This is a genomic window from Lagierella sp., assembly GCF_029983815.1.
GTDB lineage: Bacteria > Bacillota > Clostridia > Tissierellales > Peptoniphilaceae > Mediannikoviicoccus.
Genome location: NZ_JASBYU010000002.1, coordinates 135794 through 153466, shown reverse-complemented (window position 1 = coordinate 153466; position 17673 = coordinate 135794). Strand labels below are relative to the sequence as shown.

18 protein-coding genes are annotated in these 17673 nt (G+C 35.5%); 4 read left to right on the top strand and 14 right to left on the bottom strand.

Annotated features, from left to right (window positions below):
- Positions 1-28: 28 nt before the first annotated feature.
- The 6 genes from pth to Q1K37_RS01885 form a co-directional block, all read right to left on the bottom strand.
- Positions 29-607: an aminoacyl-tRNA hydrolase gene (gene pth, locus Q1K37_RS01910; protein ID WP_300408838.1), complete on the bottom strand. Its 579-nt coding sequence runs from the start codon at positions 605-607 to the stop codon at positions 29-31.
- Complete coding sequence (gene glmU / locus Q1K37_RS01905; protein WP_300408837.1) at positions 608-1996, bottom strand: bifunctional UDP-N-acetylglucosamine diphosphorylase/glucosamine-1-phosphate N-acetyltransferase GlmU; 1389 nt, start codon at positions 1994-1996, stop codon at positions 608-610.
- A 277-nt stretch (positions 1997-2273) separates the two neighbouring features.
- A complete protein-coding gene (locus Q1K37_RS01900) occupies positions 2274-3113 on the bottom strand; it encodes a class C sortase (RefSeq protein ID WP_300408836.1) in 840 nt (279 codons plus the stop codon).
- Positions 3100-3963: a class C sortase gene (locus tag Q1K37_RS01895; protein WP_300408835.1), complete on the bottom strand. Its 864-nt coding sequence runs from the start codon at positions 3961-3963 to the stop codon at positions 3100-3102. The genes Q1K37_RS01900 and Q1K37_RS01895 overlap by 14 nt, the downstream gene beginning before the upstream one ends.
- Positions 3964-4848 carry a class C sortase gene (locus Q1K37_RS01890; protein WP_300408834.1) on the bottom strand — a complete coding sequence of 295 codons (885 nt, stop codon included), beginning with the start codon at positions 4846-4848 and terminating at the stop codon, positions 3964-3966.
- A 141-nt stretch (positions 4849-4989) separates the two neighbouring features.
- On the bottom strand, positions 4990-5940 hold the full coding sequence (locus tag Q1K37_RS01885; RefSeq protein ID WP_300408833.1) for a SpaA isopeptide-forming pilin-related protein: 951 nt from the start codon (positions 5938-5940) through the stop codon (positions 4990-4992).
- A gap of 382 nt (positions 5941-6322) precedes the next feature.
- On the opposite strand from Q1K37_RS01885, the gene murC reads away from it, so the two are divergent.
- On the top strand, positions 6323-7711 hold the full coding sequence (gene murC / locus Q1K37_RS01880; protein ID WP_300408831.1) for a UDP-N-acetylmuramate--L-alanine ligase: 1389 nt from the start codon (positions 6323-6325) through the stop codon (positions 7709-7711).
- Between the two features lie 10 nt (positions 7712-7721).
- Positions 7722-8750, top strand: coding sequence for an aminotransferase class V-fold PLP-dependent enzyme (locus tag Q1K37_RS01875; RefSeq protein ID WP_300408829.1), 1029 nt, complete (start codon positions 7722-7724; stop codon positions 8748-8750).
- Between the two features lie 96 nt (positions 8751-8846).
- Here Q1K37_RS01875 and Q1K37_RS01870 read toward each other — a convergent pair whose 3' ends face one another.
- Complete coding sequence (locus Q1K37_RS01870; protein WP_300408827.1) at positions 8847-9293, bottom strand: deaminase; 447 nt, start codon at positions 9291-9293, stop codon at positions 8847-8849.
- 360 nt (positions 9294-9653) lie between these two features.
- On the opposite strand from Q1K37_RS01870, the gene Q1K37_RS01865 reads away from it, so the two are divergent.
- A complete protein-coding gene (locus tag Q1K37_RS01865) occupies positions 9654-9899 on the top strand; it encodes a hypothetical protein (RefSeq protein ID WP_300408825.1) in 246 nt (81 codons plus the stop codon).
- Between the two features lie 58 nt (positions 9900-9957).
- On the opposite strand, the gene Q1K37_RS01860 is transcribed toward Q1K37_RS01865, so the two are convergent.
- Genes Q1K37_RS01860 through Q1K37_RS01850 form a run of 3 tightly spaced genes read right to left on the bottom strand, consistent with a single transcriptional unit; the run spans position 9958 to position 12726 of the window.
- Positions 9958-10713 carry a heparan-alpha-glucosaminide N-acetyltransferase gene (locus tag Q1K37_RS01860; RefSeq protein WP_300408819.1) on the bottom strand — a complete coding sequence of 252 codons (756 nt, stop codon included), beginning with the start codon at positions 10711-10713 and terminating at the stop codon, positions 9958-9960.
- A 9-nt stretch (positions 10714-10722) separates the two neighbouring features.
- Positions 10723-12258 carry a cardiolipin synthase gene (gene cls, locus Q1K37_RS01855; protein WP_300408817.1) on the bottom strand — a complete coding sequence of 512 codons (1536 nt, stop codon included), beginning with the start codon at positions 12256-12258 and terminating at the stop codon, positions 10723-10725.
- On the bottom strand, positions 12259-12726 hold the full coding sequence (locus Q1K37_RS01850) for a pyridoxamine 5'-phosphate oxidase family protein (RefSeq protein ID WP_300408815.1): 468 nt from the start codon (positions 12724-12726) through the stop codon (positions 12259-12261).
- Positions 12727-12987: 261 nt separating this feature from the next.
- Between Q1K37_RS01850 and Q1K37_RS01845 the strand changes: the two genes are divergently transcribed.
- Entirely contained in the window at positions 12988-13278 is a 291-nt protein-coding gene (locus tag Q1K37_RS01845) for a hypothetical protein (protein ID WP_300408813.1), read from the top strand.
- Positions 13279-13400: 122 nt separating this feature from the next.
- On the opposite strand, the gene Q1K37_RS01840 is transcribed toward Q1K37_RS01845, so the two are convergent.
- The 4 genes from Q1K37_RS01840 to Q1K37_RS01825 are packed head-to-tail and all read right to left on the bottom strand — an operon-like array spanning position 13401 to position 17589.
- Positions 13401-13922: a hypothetical protein gene (locus Q1K37_RS01840; RefSeq protein ID WP_300408811.1), complete on the bottom strand. Its 522-nt coding sequence runs from the start codon at positions 13920-13922 to the stop codon at positions 13401-13403.
- Between the two features lie 40 nt (positions 13923-13962).
- Entirely contained in the window at positions 13963-14781 is an 819-nt protein-coding gene (locus Q1K37_RS01835) for a Cof-type HAD-IIB family hydrolase (RefSeq protein ID WP_300408809.1), read from the bottom strand.
- Positions 14774-16354, bottom strand: a complete 1581-nt coding sequence (locus tag Q1K37_RS01830) for an FAD-dependent protein (protein ID WP_300408807.1) — start codon at positions 16352-16354, stop codon at positions 14774-14776. The genes Q1K37_RS01835 and Q1K37_RS01830 overlap by 8 nt, the downstream gene beginning before the upstream one ends.
- Positions 16351-17589: a CapA family protein gene (locus tag Q1K37_RS01825; RefSeq protein ID WP_300408805.1), complete on the bottom strand. Its 1239-nt coding sequence runs from the start codon at positions 17587-17589 to the stop codon at positions 16351-16353. Before Q1K37_RS01825 ends, Q1K37_RS01830 begins: the two co-directional genes overlap by 4 nt.
- Positions 17590-17673 lie beyond the last annotated feature (84 nt).

The window sequence follows — 17673 nt, the reverse complement described above, 5'->3', positions numbered from 1 at the left end:
ATTCACCTTACTAAATCTAACGCCAGTTCTATTCCCCACTATGATTTTGACCATTATATAAATTCATAGCATCTTCCAGTTTATCTTCGACAATTAACTCAACTGCCTTTGCAGCATCCTCTATCTCCAAATCCAATACCTTCTTTTCATCCTCTGTGAAATTGCTTAGGACAAAGGCTGCTAAGTCCATCTTTGGATTCTTCTTTCCAACGGCAACTTTAACCCTGGGAAAGTCCTGGGATTGTAGATGATAGATTATGGACTTAAGACCATTATGACTTCCTGCTGAACCCTTTTTCTTAATCCTTATACTACCCCATGGTATGTCGATATCGTCGGTTATGACGATAACCTCATCGGGATATAGGTTGTAATAGTTCACAAAGTCAACTACCGCCATTCCAGAATTGTTCATATAGGTCAAAGGTTTCATCAAAACCACCTTTTCATAGCCAATGCGCCCTTCTCCTATTCCAGCCCTGAATTTTTCTTTATTTATGGTTATATTGTTTCGTTCAGCCAGTCTATCAATTGTCATAAATCCTACATTATGTCGATTTCCTAAATATTTTTGTCCTGGATTGCCAAGTCCAACGATTAATTTCAATTATTTTTTACTATTCCTTTCATCTCTTCTCTTTACCCAGCCTTGAATATTGGCCTGTTGGCCTCTTTCAATGGATAAATCACCACTTCCAACATCCTTAGTAATGGTTGATCCTGCAGCTATAAAGCCTTTTTCTCCTATATTTACAGGAGCTACTATATTGGAGTTAGATCCTATAAAGGCACCATCTTCAACCTTTGAACGATGTTTATTTACCCCGTCGTAGTTAACGAAGATCGCTCCACATCCAATATTTATATTCTCTCCCAAGTCCGCATCGCCTATATAGGCTAAGTGACCAGCTTTGGTCTTCTCTCCAACTGTGGAATTCTTTACCTCTACAAAGTTTCCTATATGAACTCCCTTAGAAAGTTTGGATTTTGGACGCAAATGAGCAAAGGGTCCAATGTCTGTTCCCTCTCCTACATAGCTTGACTCTATTACAGAGGATTTTATGACTACATTGTCTTCTATTGTACTATTATCTATGGTTGAATCTCCAACAATCAGGCAATCTTCCCCTATTGTGGTATCTCCAGTAATTTTAGCCCCAGAACAAATGGTTGTATCCCTACCTATTTTTACACTGTCTTCAATGTAAATATTGGAAGGATTTTCCATCATGACCCCTTCCTTCATAAACTTTGTGTTAATTCTTTGTCTTAACATCTCCTGAGCTTGGGAAAGTTGAAACTTAGAGTTGATTCCATGAACTTCCATTTCATCCTCTATCAAAAATGTAGAAATCTTTTCACCATCTTCTCTAATGATCTGGAATATATCTGTTAAGTACATCTCTCCTTGGTCGTTGTCACGATCCAGCCTTGAAATAGCATCTTTTAAAGCCTTGCCCTTTAAAACCATAAGACCAGAGTTATATTCCCTTATCTTCAACTGTTCCGGTGTACAATCTCTATGTTCGACGATTTTAAGGAAGTACCCTTCCTCGTCTTTAATGATTCTTCCATAATCCGTAGGGTCCTTGGCAACAGCTGTAAGTACAGTTGCCACATTGTCGTTATCATTGTGATAGTTCACAAAGTCCCTTAAGGTGCTTCCCTTGATAAGTGGAGTATCTCCCGTCAAAATTAAAACTGTATCCTTATCAGAAACTTCATCAAGGGCAAGGCTAACGGCATAGCCAGTACCATATGGAAATTCCGGCCCAATCTTTTGTTCTTTGATAATCAGGTCTGTGCCCTTAAAAAGTTCTGTAATATCCTCTTTGTTTTTTCCTGCAATGATTACCTTTTTATCCACATTGCATTCATCGCAAGCGTCCATTACATACTTAATCATAGGTTTATTCATCAATCTATGAAGAACCTTAGAATGTTTAGATTTCATCCTAGTTCCTTCACCTGCTGCTAAAATTATTGAAATATTCAAATTTTCTACCTCCGATTATAAACTCACTTTTAATAATATATTTATTTGGCTAAAATGTCCACCTTACAAAGCCCTTATAGATTACTTCATAGGTAAATCATTTGCCATCATTATAAAAATCCATTACATTTTACATCATATATCTTTAAATACCTTTAATTATTAACCGCTTGTTTAAACAAGAAAAGCTCAAAACCGACATCCAAGTTCAAGTCTTTATGATTGCCGATTTCAAGCTTTCTTACTCTAATCCAGGTTTGAACCTGATAATGTTAAATTATTTTCTTCTAAGATACCTTATAAACTTATATACGAAGTAAAGCAACGCAAGGGATAAAAGGGTTGTCACTCCAAAGATGAAGTACTGACTACTCTTTACTGATTTGTCCACCTTTACCTCTTTCACAGTCACCTTGGAAGTCTTTTTATCTTCCACTTCTTCCTTTGCCCTAACACAGTTTACCAAGAGCCTCTTTGGACTTGGCGGAGTCTTTGGCTCACAGGTTAGAAGGGTAAGCATATCCACATTCTCAATGGGTTTTAACTTCTCCCATTCATAGGGAAAGATTATTTCTGTAGAGTCCACCACATAGTCATAGGTTTCATTGCCCCTATATACATAGACATGGTCTCCCTTTGTAAGTCTGTCCAAATGAAAGAACATAAGGTCCTTATAGTAACCTCTATGGCCTGCAATAACTGACCTTCCAGGTCTGCCTATGGGAAGATGGGTTCCATCGATATGGGCCGCCCCCATGGCAAGGTGCTTAACGGAGGCATCTAAGTAGATGGGTAGCTTTACATCTAGTTTAGGTATATCCAGATAGCCAAACTCCCTATCCGGATTGTCCCTATAAACCGAGTATTCCCTTTCATAATTTTCATCGCTGAAGGGGTCTACAAAGTTCATCTCTTCACCATCTATATTTTCATTGTACTTCTCAATATCCTTTTGAACTTCTTTTGTATTTTCCTCAGAAGCTGAAGCTATATATCTTTTAAACTCCTCTTGCTTGAATATTTCGCCATAGGTCATATTTAAAAAATTATAGAGAGGTAACATTATTCCTACTAGAATCAAAATGTACCCAAAGATTACTCTCTTATTTTTCTTCATTTTTCTCAATATCCTCAATTTTCTTTGAAATAGTTTTAATTTCTCTCTTTAAGAATATCATCAACCCAAGTAAAACTAAAGTGATTGGCACTGAAAACATCAAGTAATCCAAGAATCTTGAATTGTCCCTAGTCCTACTTCCCTCTTGAAGTATTTGAGGATTGTAAGGAATCCTATGGCCTCTAACCAGTAGTCTATGGGAATTTATCATATATGGAGTACAGGTTAAAAGAGTTGCATAATCTTCACCTTCAACAACTAAGACTTCAGAAAAATCAGAAGGTTCCACAACTTTTATCTGGTCCACTTCATAAGCTAAAACTCCTTCAATATTGTGTATATAAAACTGATCCTTCTCCTTTAACCTATTTAAATCTGTAAATAACTTTGCAGTAGGGAGCCCTCTATGGGCGGTGATTACAGTGTGGGTACTCGCTCCTCCAATGGGAAGACTTGTTCCCTCCAAGTGTCCCGCTCCCTTTTGTAGGATGGATTCAGAGGTTCCTGCATAAACTGGAATGTCCTGGTCGATTGCAGGTATTTCCACATGGCCTATCTTTTCTTCTATCTCCAGCATTCTGGCATAGGCCTTTATCCCTTCCTTTTCCTTTTCCGTATATGGGTCTGCCAACTTTGAAGGGTCCAGAGTTTGATTGTAGGCCCTTGCCAACTCCATCCTCTTAAGAACTTCTTTATCTGGAAGCTCCCTAGCTTTTTTTTCGAAGTATTCTATTTCTTTCCCCGATTCAATCCTATAGTAAAATCTTGATACCACTGGATATATCATTATTCCAAATCCAATTAGAAATAGGAATATAAAGGGGAGATTTTTAAACTTTTTCTTCTTCATCTAATTCCCCTCCCCATCCTTCTTGGATTTTAAGCTCATCATTTTTGATACAAGTCTTTTTCTCTTCTTGTAGTATTTTATATCCATATAGATTAAAAAGACAATCAAGGCTATGTCAACAAAGAAACCATATCTAAATAGAAGACCAAGCCTTCCAGTCTTTACCATATCTCCAACATCTGCAGGATTGTACTCGATTCTATGTCCCCTTACTAAAAGCCTATGGGAATTTATCATAATTGGCGTACAGGTTAAAAGGGTGGCATAGTCCTCCCCATTTACCACAAGTAGGTCCTCAAACTGACTTGGCTCAACCACTTTTATCTGGTCCACTTCATATGCCAAAGTCTGCTCTAAGTTGTGAATAAAAAACTTATCGCCGACCTTAAGTTGAGAAAGGTCTGTAAATAGTCTTGCTTGAGGAAGTCCTGAATGGGCTGTTATGACGGTGTGGGTGTCAAGCCCTCCTATGGGAAGACTGGTCCCCTCTAAATGGCCCGCTCCCTTTTGCAATACCTCATCAGAGGTTCCTGCATAGATTGGAATATCCACGTCTATTAGCGGGATTTGAACGTGGCCTATTTTTTCATTTAGTTCCAACATCCTTGTATATTCCGCAATTCCCGCCTCTTGCTTTTTCTTTACATATGGATCTGACGGGATTTTATTTACCAAGGAGTCGTTATATCCCTTTGCCAATTCTATCCTCTTTTTAACATCTTCTTCGCTCAAGTCCTTCTTAGCATCATCAAAGGTTCTTACTTGCTTGTCCGCTTGAACCCTATAATAGAGCCTTGATACTTGAGGATATAGCAGTATTAAAAACCCTATTATAAAAATCAATATAAAGGGCCACTGTCTCTTTTTCTTCTTTTTATTAGCCATATTTTTCTCCAAATATCTTATCAGGGATTACAATCATAATTCCCCTTACCCAAATCAAGCACCCAAGCTTAACTTTTAAATAGCTTGAGTGCCCAATTTACAAGTCAAAAAGAGTGCACCATCAATGCACTCTCTATATCATTATTCTCTAATCAATTTTTTACCGATGTAGAATAGCATAGCACCTGAAATTACCATTACTATAAGAGTGATGTCCCCTGTCTTTGGAACTCTAATCTTATTTCTTGGTTTTTCATTCCTTCCAGGTGGCACATTTATGTCCTCTCTTTTATTTTTAATAACCAGCTCGTACTGACCTGATTCATCAGAAACTTCAAATTTTATTGACTCCGACAAGGCTTTATACCCCTTAGGAGGTACTATCTCTTTAAGATAGTAGGTTCCATAAGGTAGATTTTCTACCACAAACTTACCATTCTTGTCAGACTTTACAATATAAGGCTTTCCATCGACCATATAGTCATAGTAGTAGTCGCCTTTTTTGATATTCACTTTAAATACCGCTTCCTTTAGTGGAGTCTTCCCATCTTCATCCACCTTTATAAAGTGATATCTACCTGTTTCTGTTGGTTCTGAAGGCTCTGATGGCTTGCTTGGTTCTGTTTCCTTAGTTGGATCAGTAGGTTTTGTAGGCTCCGTTGAAGGAACCTTTAGGTCAACCTTTGGATAAATTACATTTTCTTTCATAGGTACTAGTATGAAAAACGGAACTAGAGTATAGTTTTCCCTATTGATTTCTCTTACATAATAGGTTCCATTGGAAAGATCCGATAAAATTATTTGTCCCTTTTCATCTGATTTTGAAGTAATAAAATTTTCTTCATATTTTTTATCCAATTCTTCAAGGGAGAACTTTTCAAATTCCTTTAGCTTTTCCGTTAAGTCACCAGTTAACTTTTCATCTGAAATCTTCCAAACTTTTAATTCCCTATTTCCATAATCTTGATCGTTTTCTCCATACTTTATGTCAATTATAATCTTATTGGCTGCATGAACTGGAACCACAATTGAAACAATCAACATTAATGAAGTTAAACAAATGGCCATTAATCTTTTAAAATCAATTTGCATATCCTATCTCCTATATTTTTATGTATTTATATAATTCCATACTCCCACAATAAATAAATCCCTTAAAAATGTCTTTACATTTGTTATTGTACTTCATTTTTAGCTCTAATGTCAATTAATTTTAATTTTTTTAAATCTTCATACCTTGATTATACCTTTAATTTTTCAAAAACACCTCTTCCTATTGGAATACTAAAGTACTCTTGTCATTAAATAGTTACAATTTCTCCATTTGTATTTTTAACTTTATATGAAATTTCTCTATGAATGTAGATAGATTTGTTAAATTTCTTACATTATCTTAACTCTTCGTTAACTTTTAGACTTGTTTTCTTTATTCCACCATTTTCCTATGGTATAATACATTTGTTTAGGGGGAAATATGTTTAACTTTGATTATAACGACAAAAATATAAAGGAAGTTCACTTTATCGGTATAGGCGGAATTTCCATGAGCGGTATTGCTCAACTACTAAATTTTCATGGTTATAAAGTTTCTGGTTCAGACAGAGATGAATCTGAAACTCTAGAAAATTTAAGACAGGTGGGTATTACCACCTATGTTGGACAGAAAAAAGAGAATATAAAAAATCCTGATTTGATTATATACACCGACGCTATCTTAGATGATAACGAGGAATTGATAGCTGCAAGGGAAAAGACAGTACCAGTGGTTTCTAGGGGAGTTTTTTTGGGAACTTTGATGCAAAATTACAAGTACTCCATCGGTATATCTGGTTCCCATGGAAAGTCCACCACCACCAGTATGATTTCCAAGATATTGGTTGAAGCAAATGTTGACCCATCTATATTACTTGGGGGAAAATTAGATGAAATACAAGGTAATATGCACAATGGTAAAAGCGACTATTTCTTGACTGAAGCCTGTGAATTTAACGGCAATATCCTTTATTACTATCCTGCCATGGCGGTTATTCTAAATATAGACGAAGACCATTTAGATTATTATAAGGATATCAACCATATCGTCAGCACTTTTATCGGATATATGAAAAATCTTTCAACGGATTCCAAAGCAGTTATAAATATTGATGACAAAAACTGTTTACCTCTTCTCGAACATGTACGAGGTGAAGCTATAACCTTTGGAATTGAAAATGAAGATGCAACCTACAATATTACCAATATCAACTTCGATGAAATTGGACATCCTTCTTTTACAATTAAAAGCAAGAAGGAAGACTTTGGATCTCAGGACTTTAGTTTGAGTATAATCGGCAGATATAATATTTATAATTCTGCTGCTGCAATCATAGCATCCTATGAGTCAGGTATCGATATAGACAGTATAAAAAAATCCATTTCAAATTATCACAATCTCCACAGAAGAATGGAAATCGTAGGACAATTTAATGATGCAATCATCATGACGGATTATGGACATCATCCTACTGAGATAAAGGCAACCATGTCTGCACTTGCCGAACATAAAAAGGGTAGACTGATATGCGCTTTCCAACCTCACACCTATAGTAGGACAAAACATCTTCTAAATGACTTTGCCAACGCCTTTGGAGACTGTGATGAGGTAATAGTTACTGAAATCTACGCTGCAAGGGAAAAGTTTGATCCTTCGATCCACTCCATTGACCTTGTGGAAAAATTGAGAGAAAATGGCGTAAATGCCATCTATTTAAAGACCTTTGATGAGGCCTGTGAATATATTCAAAAGAATGTAGACAAAGATGATACGGTTATTACTACTGGTTGTGGTAATCCGGACGTCCTTGCAAAAATGATAGTAAAGTAGGGGTTGATTTATGATTTATTTAAATTGTGATTATGCAGGTGGTGTACACCCAAATATTCTTAAAAAATTGATGGAAACAAATGAAGAACAGTCTGGTGTATATGGTTTTGACAAGTATTCTGCAGAGGCTAAGAATAGAATTAAAAAGGCTTGTAATAAAGAAGATATGGACATCTACTTTATCTCTGGTGGAACTCAGACCAATGTCATCGCCATATCCGCTGCAATAAAGCATTACCAAGCTGCTATATCTGCAGATACTGGACATATCAACACCCACGAATGTGGTGCGGTTGAAAATACAGGACATAAGATTGTAACTCTACCTAATAAAAACGGTAAGTTGATGGCCAAGGACATCGCTAAGATGATAGACGCCCACCATATTCAAGGTATGGCAAAAATTCACGATGTACAGCCTAAAATGGTATATCTTTCCAACTCGACAGAGTTTGGTACCATCTATTCTCGTAAGGAAATCGAAGACATATCTAAGGTTTGTAAGGAACATGACTTGTACTTATTTGTTGACGGGGCTAGATTAGGCTATGCTTTGACTGCAGAAAACAACGACGTAGACTTGGAATTTCTAGCAAACCACTGTGACATGTTCTATATAGGCGGAACTAAGATAGGAGCCATGTTTGGAGAGGCTCTAATAGTTATAAATCCTGAACTTAGAAAGGACTTCCAGTACAATTTAAAACTACGAGGTGCTTTACTTGCAAAGGGTAGAATGCTAGGTATTCAATTTCTAGAATTATTTAATGATAATTTATATTTCGACTTGGCAAGGGGAGCAAATCAACTTGCTACAAAGCTAAGAATTGCCCTTGTGGAAAAAGGTTATGAACTTACTGTAAACTCTCCAACTAACTTGACCTTTGTGGTTATGGACGACGAAAAACTTGAAGAATTATCTAAAGAATTCTCATTTGAAGTTATCAGCCGTCACGATGAATACAGTAAGGTCATTAGAATTGCAACAGGATGGGATACGAAAGAAGAAGACATAGATCTATTGATCGAAAAACTTTAATTAAAGATTAGATTTTAAAAAGAGCTCTGTAGTTTAATTAGAGCTCTTTTCCTATTTGTAGCCATCCCATAATATCAAAGGATTAATCCCTTGCTTTTAATCGATTTGATCATCTTTTCTAAAATTCAATTGAACTGCCCCTATATTATTTCTATTAAGTAGTTCAATTGCATAATCATCTATTCTATATCCCTCTTCATAGTATATTTTTGAAATTCCAGCTTGTATTAAAGCCTTTGTACAATTTAAGCAGGGAAAGTGAGTCACATAGCATCTACACCCCTTTACGGAGATTCCCTCCTTTGCACAGTAGAGCAAGGCGTTCATCTCTGCATGTATTGTAGCAATACAGTGGCCATCTCTCATGGTGTGCCCTACTTCATCACAGTGGGGATTTCCTGCAACTGAACCATTATAACCTGTGGAAACTATTCTATTGTCCTTATTTACCAAAACACAGCCTACATAGGCTCTATCGCAAGTACCCCTAGAAGCTACAGTCCTTGCTAAATTTATAAAATATTCATCCCATGAAACTCTCATCTTTACCTCCAATCTCTATGTATCTTATTTTATTGTATCATCTATGTAAATATAGGACTATTCATTAATGTAGATTTATTAATTTTATTTTCTTAAACTCCCATTTATTAAATTTTTATTTATTTCTTTCCCATTTTCAACAAATTCTGTTATAATATTTACGTTGGAGGAAAACATGAAGAAAGTATTACTTATTTTTTATTATCTATCCTTTTTGTATCTTGTAAGGGAAAGGAAGATATAACAAAAATCAATGAAATAGACATAAATTTAAATAAGAATCCAAAACTTGAAACCTTTGTAAAGGACATAAACAAGGACTCCTCTCATTCTGCTCTAATTCTAAATAAAGATAGATATGTGTTGATATATAATAATCCAAATTTAAAGGTCAAGGACTATAATATCTCAATTGTGGACAATGAATTATATATCGATTTAGACGAGGAAAAGAGCAATAATGAACCTATGAGATTTTATGAAGTCTGTAATGATGTAGAAGTTGAAGAATTTGTTAAAAAACATGATATTCCAAAGAAGATACATGTCTTAGAAAATGGCAAAGAGATGGAAATTGTATACTTTGAAAATGTAGAGATAAAATAGAATAATTCGTCAAGTACCACAGAGAGCACTTGACGATTTTTTTATTTGGAATTAAATTCTATAGCAGCGGCCTTTTAAAGTAATAGGATAATAATACATAGAATAGCGGTTGATGTAGGATGTAGAACAATAGTCTATTTCTTCCTATAATCGTAATAGGGTTGTAAGACTTTGGTCTTCGCTTTGGATTGTGGCTAAGGTAGATTTTACCTATAAAGTAACCGCCTATTAAAAGAAAAATCCAGGGCAACATTGGATAGTAGTCCGCCGATTGAAATCCAGGCCCTGGAAATCCCAACCAAAATAAATACTTTACATCGTATAGACTTTTAGACAGCTCAATAGTCTCTGTTGGAAGCTGAATAAACCCTCTTGTGATGGGCCAAGTAATATAAAAACCTAACATGGACAAAGCAAATCCAACATACCCATTGATATATTTTAATACAAGCTCTAGAAACATCATCACCAAAGTCCCAAAGGCAAAGAAGTGTATTATGCCAAATAGCACCAATTCCTTGGGAAATAACAGGTATGTTATCAGTGAAATACCTATTGCTACAATGGACAGCTTTATAAATTTCGGAATATGCCTACTGGAAAAGTGAAGTGTCATTCCAGATATGGTCATAAATATAAAGACAGCTATAAACCTTCCATATTCCGTCCACCTTGTAGGGAAAAATACAATATCCTGGTTGAAAATAAATTTTAAGTCATAACAAAAGTGAAAAAACATAATGTAAAGCATGGCAAACCCTGCTATTAAGTCTATAATGTTATATCTTCCTTTTTTCTTATTATCGCTATTCATCTTTATCTCCTATAATAAGGGTGCAAAAACCCTAAGTATTGATCGAGCTATTTTTACTATAAGCCATTCTTTCTTCATTTGTGAAAGAGTCTTTCTTTCAGAAACCTCTAAAGTATCCAAGAAGTCCTCCTTAATCTCCTCTATTACCGGTGAATTGTAAAACCAAACTCCATTTTCAAAGTGGAGGTAGAGGGATCTAAAATCCACATTTATTGTACTTACCACCGCCACACTGTCATCGGAGACGATATTCTTAGCATGGATAAAGCCTGGCTTATATTCATATATCTTAACTCCCGCCGATAGTAAAGTCTCATAAAAGCTTCTAGTTACCATGAATACCATTATCTTATCTGCAATATAGGGGGTTATTATCCTAACGTCAATTCCTCCCTTTGCCGCCGATGTAAGGGCAGTTAACATCTCGGAGGATAGTATTAAATAGGGCGTTGTAATGTAAACATACTTTTTTGCTTTGTAGATTATATTTAAATACAAGTTTTCTCCCACCGGCTCTTGATCCAAGGGCGAATCTGCAAAGGGTTGAACAAAACCTGAATCTTCCATAAAGTCATTTTCCCTAAAGAAATCGTCGGGAATATATTCATTAAAAGGAGTAAAGTCACTACTTAAAGAGTTCCACATAGATAAAAAGAACACCGTCATGGACCAAACAGCTTGTCCCTCAATTCTAACTCCAGAATCCTTCCAATGTCCAAATCGAACTTTCTTATTAATATACTCGTCAGCTAGGTTTAAACCGCCGGTGTAGCCGATCTTTCCATCTATAACAGCAATCTTTCTATGGTTTCTATTATTATGTTGAGGAAGCACAACATATTTTATTGGGTTAAAGACTTGAAATCTTATTCCAGCGTCAATAAGCCTTCTATCAAAGTCCCTACCCACTTTATTCATACACCCAAAGTCGTCATAGATTAACCTAACATCTACGCCTTCCTTTGCCTTTTCCTTGAGTATTTCATAGATTTTATCCCAGACATAGCCTTCGTCTATGATAAAGTACTCTAGAAAGATAAATTTTTTTGCATTTCTTAAGTCTTCGACTAAATCTTCAAAATATAACTCTCCAAGGGGATAGTACCTTGACTTTGTATTCCTATATACTGGACAACTGGCATATCTCTCCAGGTATCTACTTTCAAGGTATGCATCGGAATTACCTATCTCCTCTAGGACATTATCCTGGTTGCTCATCAAAAAATGAAAGGATGAAGTGGTGGCAGACATGCTATTTCTAACATTTTTTACAAATCTATTTTGGGCAAAAAACAAATATAGAAACGAACCGAATAGGGGCAATGTGAGTATTGGAATAATCCAAGTGATTTTATATGCAGGATTTGTATCCTTATTCACCAATACAACTACTAATATCAAGGATAATATCACACTTACCACATAGAACCAGATAAATTTTTCCTGTAGTGTAATAAACATCTCAACTATGAAAATAAGCTGCAATAAAAATATAATGGTAATCAGGAACATCCTACCAGTAAGGAATTTAGTTATCTTTTTCATCTACTTCGTCTTCCCTCGTATCTCTTTTACTATAATTTTAAAAACAGCCGTTCTGTCCAGGGCACCTCTATTGTATAGGAAGCCATCATCAATATGATAGCTGTCCACTATAACCTGTAATGCCCTCTCCTTTTCTTCATAGTCCTTTATTTCCTGTACCTCTCCCCAACCTATTACACTGGAATAGTTCATGGTACAGTACCCTTTTTTTAAATCCGTAACAAGCTCTAGGTCTGTGTCAGCTTCAAAGGAAACCTTTACTCCATCCTTAAGATAGTCGTATTTTTTTCCTTCCTTAGCTCCATGAAAGTATAGGACGATGGTTTCATCCAACCTTTCAACTCCTGCATTTACAGGGAGCATATAGGGATATTCAGCCCCATTAAAAGCCAAAACCAATCTATCACTGTCTTTTAAAATTTTGATTATTTTATTAGTATCATGGATTTCTCTATCACGCTTTCTCATACTGTCCTCCCACTATAATTCATTTTACTACATTTGTGACTTTAATTTAATACTCTATAAGTATTGGAATGGAACAGCGGGATATAAGTAAAACACTAAGTATAGAGAATTTCCTATGTAAGTATAGCCTCAACTTACACTTCTATGCTAAATTATTACATTTTTATTACAATTACAAAAAACATCATCAAATCCCTTAAAAAGTTCTTGCATTTTTTCAAAATAAGTATATAATCATCAAGGACGATAAAGGAGAGAGACATGAAAAAATTATTTAGCATTAAGATTTTACTGCTTTGCCAAGTGGATTCAAGGGAAGTTTACGAAGAGACCTTGATCCTAGTAAAATTAGATAATATCGATGATTTAAAGGATAAAGTTTATTCCTACGTGGAAAAATTGAATGAAGAATACGAAAACAAAATATTTAATCTAGTTTCCATTTTGGATTATTATGAAATTTCAGATGAAATAGAATTCCCTAGGGAATTTGTTCAAATATATAGCAGATTTATAAATAGGGAAGAACTAGATTTATATCCAGAATTTTAGTAGATAAGGCGGGGCAACCCGTCTTTTAAAATGCAAAAGTGTAGGAGTTTAATTTCATATTTTGTTTAAAATAAAAAGAAGCATTCAAAACCGAATGCCTCTTATGGTAAGTTAATCTACTCTTATTCTTTTGAACCTGTTTCAGTTGGCTTTTCTCCACCTTTGTCGGAAGTTGAGTTAGAACTATCCTTAGTTTTATCTTCTGATTCTGTAACCTTGGCCTTGTCATCTGTAATTGTCGGTGGGTTTTTAACCGGATTTACAAATGGTGACATGGTAACTTCACCTGTAAGCTTATTTACATCTCCAGCTTCAATTTTACCAATATGTCTAATGGCTACTTGGTCCTTTTCTTTGAAGATATCTGTAGTTGCTGGTGATCCATCTTTATTTATTGGATTAAAATCTTCATTTGTTGTAAATTCGTACACTTTACCTCTAAATTCTTCTGGACTTTCTTCTAAGCCTTTAACTGTGAACTTAGTCTCTTCACCAACTTTTTCCATAGACTCAATCTCACCATAGAACACAGAGGTCATCTTCGCCTTTTCCTCTGCCTCCTTCTTTCTCTTTGCATTGTCATAGATTCCAAAGATAGATAATGCCAATATCAATGCAAGAATTACTGTAAAAAATTTCTTCATCTCTTTCCTCCAATTTTCATATTTAACATTAACAGATATATTATAGGCTTAATCTTTCAACAATTTCAACTATTGGACTTTCCCAATGGCTAGAATCTAAAACTATGTCAGCCACTTCTTTCAGTTCACTTACCGCATTGTTCACAGCTATGCCAACCTTGGCATATTTAATCATTTCCAAGTCATTGTAATTGTCTCCAAGGGCTATAACCTCAGATCTGTCTATACCAAGTTTAGTAGTCAAAACTTCAATCCCCGTGGATTTATCTATTCCTCGACAGGTCATATCCAAATACTTTCCCGAAGAAAAGGTGTAATGAATATCATCCCTCAATACCCTATATAAATCTTCTTTAAATTCATTTAAAATCTTTAGGGAATCAGAAACATAATTTATTTTACATATTCCCTCTTTAATCAGACTTAAAAAATCATCTTCAGACACTTTGATAAAGGGAATTTTCCTTGCTAAAAAATCTTCCTCATGCTGTTGGTCCATATTGTATATAAAGACTCTATAGGAGGTAAATATCTCCATTGTTAGATGCTTTTTCATTCCATAATTCAAGATCTCCTCAGCAATCTCCCTTTCAAAAATGGATTTAAATAATATTCTGTCTCTTTTTATATCAAAGACACATGAACCATTTTGGGTAATCGCAAACTCTCCCCTTTTTTTAGTTCCAAGACTTTCAATATGTCGATACATGGAACTAATATTTCTTCCAGAGGCAAATACAAAGTTAATCCCACTATCAAGGATATAGTTTATTGCCTCTATATCCTTAGGAGAAATCTCATCTTGAGCATTTAGGATACATTCGTCCATGTCACAGCAAAGTAGTTTATACCTACTCATTATAACCTGCCAAAAAAGCTATGGCACCCTTTATACCATCCACAGAAGAACTCATTATTCCTCCTGCATATCCGGCACCTTCTCCCAGTGGGTAGACTCCTTTAAAGTTGCAGGACTCATAACTTTCCTTATCTCTCAATATTCTTATAGGAGATGATGTCCTAGTTTCAACTCCCGTCAAAATTCCATCTTCCAAGGAAAATCCATCAAGTTTTCTATTAAGATTTATAATAGCTTCCTTTATGGAGTCATTTATGGACTTGGAGTAGATTTCATTTAAATCTCTAAAGACAGTTCCCGGTTTGTAGCTTGGAAAGACTCTTTTAAATTCAGTGGATACTCTATTGTCTATATAGTCTCCTATTAACTGAACAGGAGCATGGTAATTAGAACCCCCTAATTTAAATGCCCTTTCCTCTATTTTCTCTTGGTACATCATTCCAGCCAAAACACCCTGTCCATAATCTTTTTCATTTATATTTGCAATAATTGCTGAATTGGCATTTTCTAGGCTTCTGCTATGGTAACTCATACCGTTTATACAAAGTCTATTTTCCTCCGAAGAGGCTGCAATAACTCTCCCGCCAGGACACATGCAAAAGGTGTAAACTCCCCTCCCGGATGTAGACCTATAGGTCAGCTGATATTCACCTTGGGGAAGTCTTTTATTATCATAATTTTCTCCATATTGGGCCCTATTGATAAGCTGTTGAGGATGTTCTATTCTAAATCCAACTGCAAAGGGCTTAGACTCCATTGAAAGACCCTTCTTATGAAGAGTTTGAAAACTGTCCCTAGAACTATGCCCTAAGGCTAAAAACACAGAGTCCGCTTCTATTTCTCCCCTATTGGTAATAAGTTTTTTTACCTTCCCATCCTCTAAGACTATATCCTCCATGGTGGTGTTAAAATGAACCTGTCCTCCTAAGGATATAATCTCTTTTCTTATGGACTTTATCACTTCTTTTAAAATATCGGTACCAATATGAGGCTTTTGCAAAATCCCTATCTCCTCAGGGGCTCCATGTTCAATAAAGACCTTCAAAACCTCCCTAATCATAGGATCTTGGGATCTGCAGGTAAGTTTTCCATCAGAAAAAGCTCCTGCACCTCCTTCGCCAAATTGTACATTGGAGTTGGTGTTTAAGTTTCCATTTTCCCAAAATTCATCTACGGTCTTAGTCCTCTGGTCCACATCTTGCCCTCTTTCAATCACAATGGGATTAAATCCCGCCTTGGCTAGGGTCAATGCAGCAAATATACCACTTGGACCAAATCCTACTACCACTGGACGCTTCGTCTTTTTGCGATTGATTTCAAAATTTATCTTTTCTTCCTTGTATTCTCTTACATCTCCTGGATTATATTTAGAAAGTCTCTTTTTTGAAAGTTCTATGTCCACAATTACAGAATAAACAAATTGTATCCTATCCTTCTTTCTGGCATCTATGGATTTTCTATAGATTTTATAATTAAAGTCGTCGTACTTTATCCTTAATTTTTGTTTTATCTTTTCTCTTAAAAGCGCCTCTGGCTCATCTAATCCTATTTTTAAGTTGTTAATAAAAATCATATATTTCCTTTCAGTCCTGTAACGTATCCCATGGATTCAAGAATTTCGATGGATCTATTTCCTATTCCCAATACTCTATTTCTAACATCGGGAGATACTAGGTTGTAAAGTTCTCCTCCCTCTTTATAATCCTCTATTAAAGTTACCTTTGCCTTGGTCTTTCCGTCGGTCTTATCGATCATAACCCATGTGGGATGGATGTCCAATTGTTCTAAAGTCGTTTTATTCTCTTTAAAACTCTTCTTTAATTTAAGGCCTGCAATAAGTCCTGCCTCCACTTCCTTTAAGCCATTGTATTCCTGCCTTTGTCCAGAAACGGAATTTCCCATGGAATAAAAAATAAATTTCTTTTCACCATCAACATCAACTTCTTCTATGGGTTGAATTACATGGGGATGACTTCCCATTACAATATCAGCACCCCAATTTAGTAAATTTTTTCCCATATTTCTTTGAAATTCAGTTGGGTTGAAGGAATATTCCTCGCCCCAGTGGGGAAAGACAATAAGAAAGTCGACATTTTCTTTTAAGGCCTTAACATCATTCTTCATCAAATCCTCTGTCATGGGATTTATCATATCCCTTTGTTCCTGTGCTAAGGCGCCTTCCATCCCATTAAACATTTGACTATAGGCAAGGATTCCTATTTTAATTCCCTGCTCCTCCACTATTAGATACTGTCTATTATCGTCCTTAAAAGTCCCAGTGGTATAAATGCCATGGGCATCTAGTGCGTCGATGGTGTCAGAAATCCCTTCAGCCCTAGAGTCCAAACAGTGATTGTTAGCAGTCGTCAAAATGTCAAATCCTGACTCCTTTAGTTGTTTGATGGAATTTGCAGGTGTATTGAAAAGTGGATACCCCTCCATCTTTCTCTTTGGCGTCGAAGTGGTCTCATAGTTTCCCGCCATTAAGTCGAATTCTTCAGTAAGCTTTCGAACCTTTTCATAAAAGAAAGAAAAGTCGTAATTTCCTTGGGAATCTACATTTCTATAAAAAGTCCATGGATGATACATTATATCCCCAGTTACTCCAAGGGTAATTTCCACGTCTTCTCTAGTTTCAACTTTTGGTTTCGTTTCTAAATTATTTGTACTATTCTCTTTATCTAAACTTTCTGTGCTTTTTACTCCAACTTCAAGTTGTCTTACGGTAACATTGTCTTCTCTTGTTTTACAGCCACCTAATATTAATATTAAAATCGTAATTAAAATTAGGCGAAGTGTTTTTTTCATTTTATCCTCCAAAACTATTTTATTACTCTTCTATCTTATCAAATTTTTAATAAAAGTGTGATATAATCAACTGAAATGGTTGTG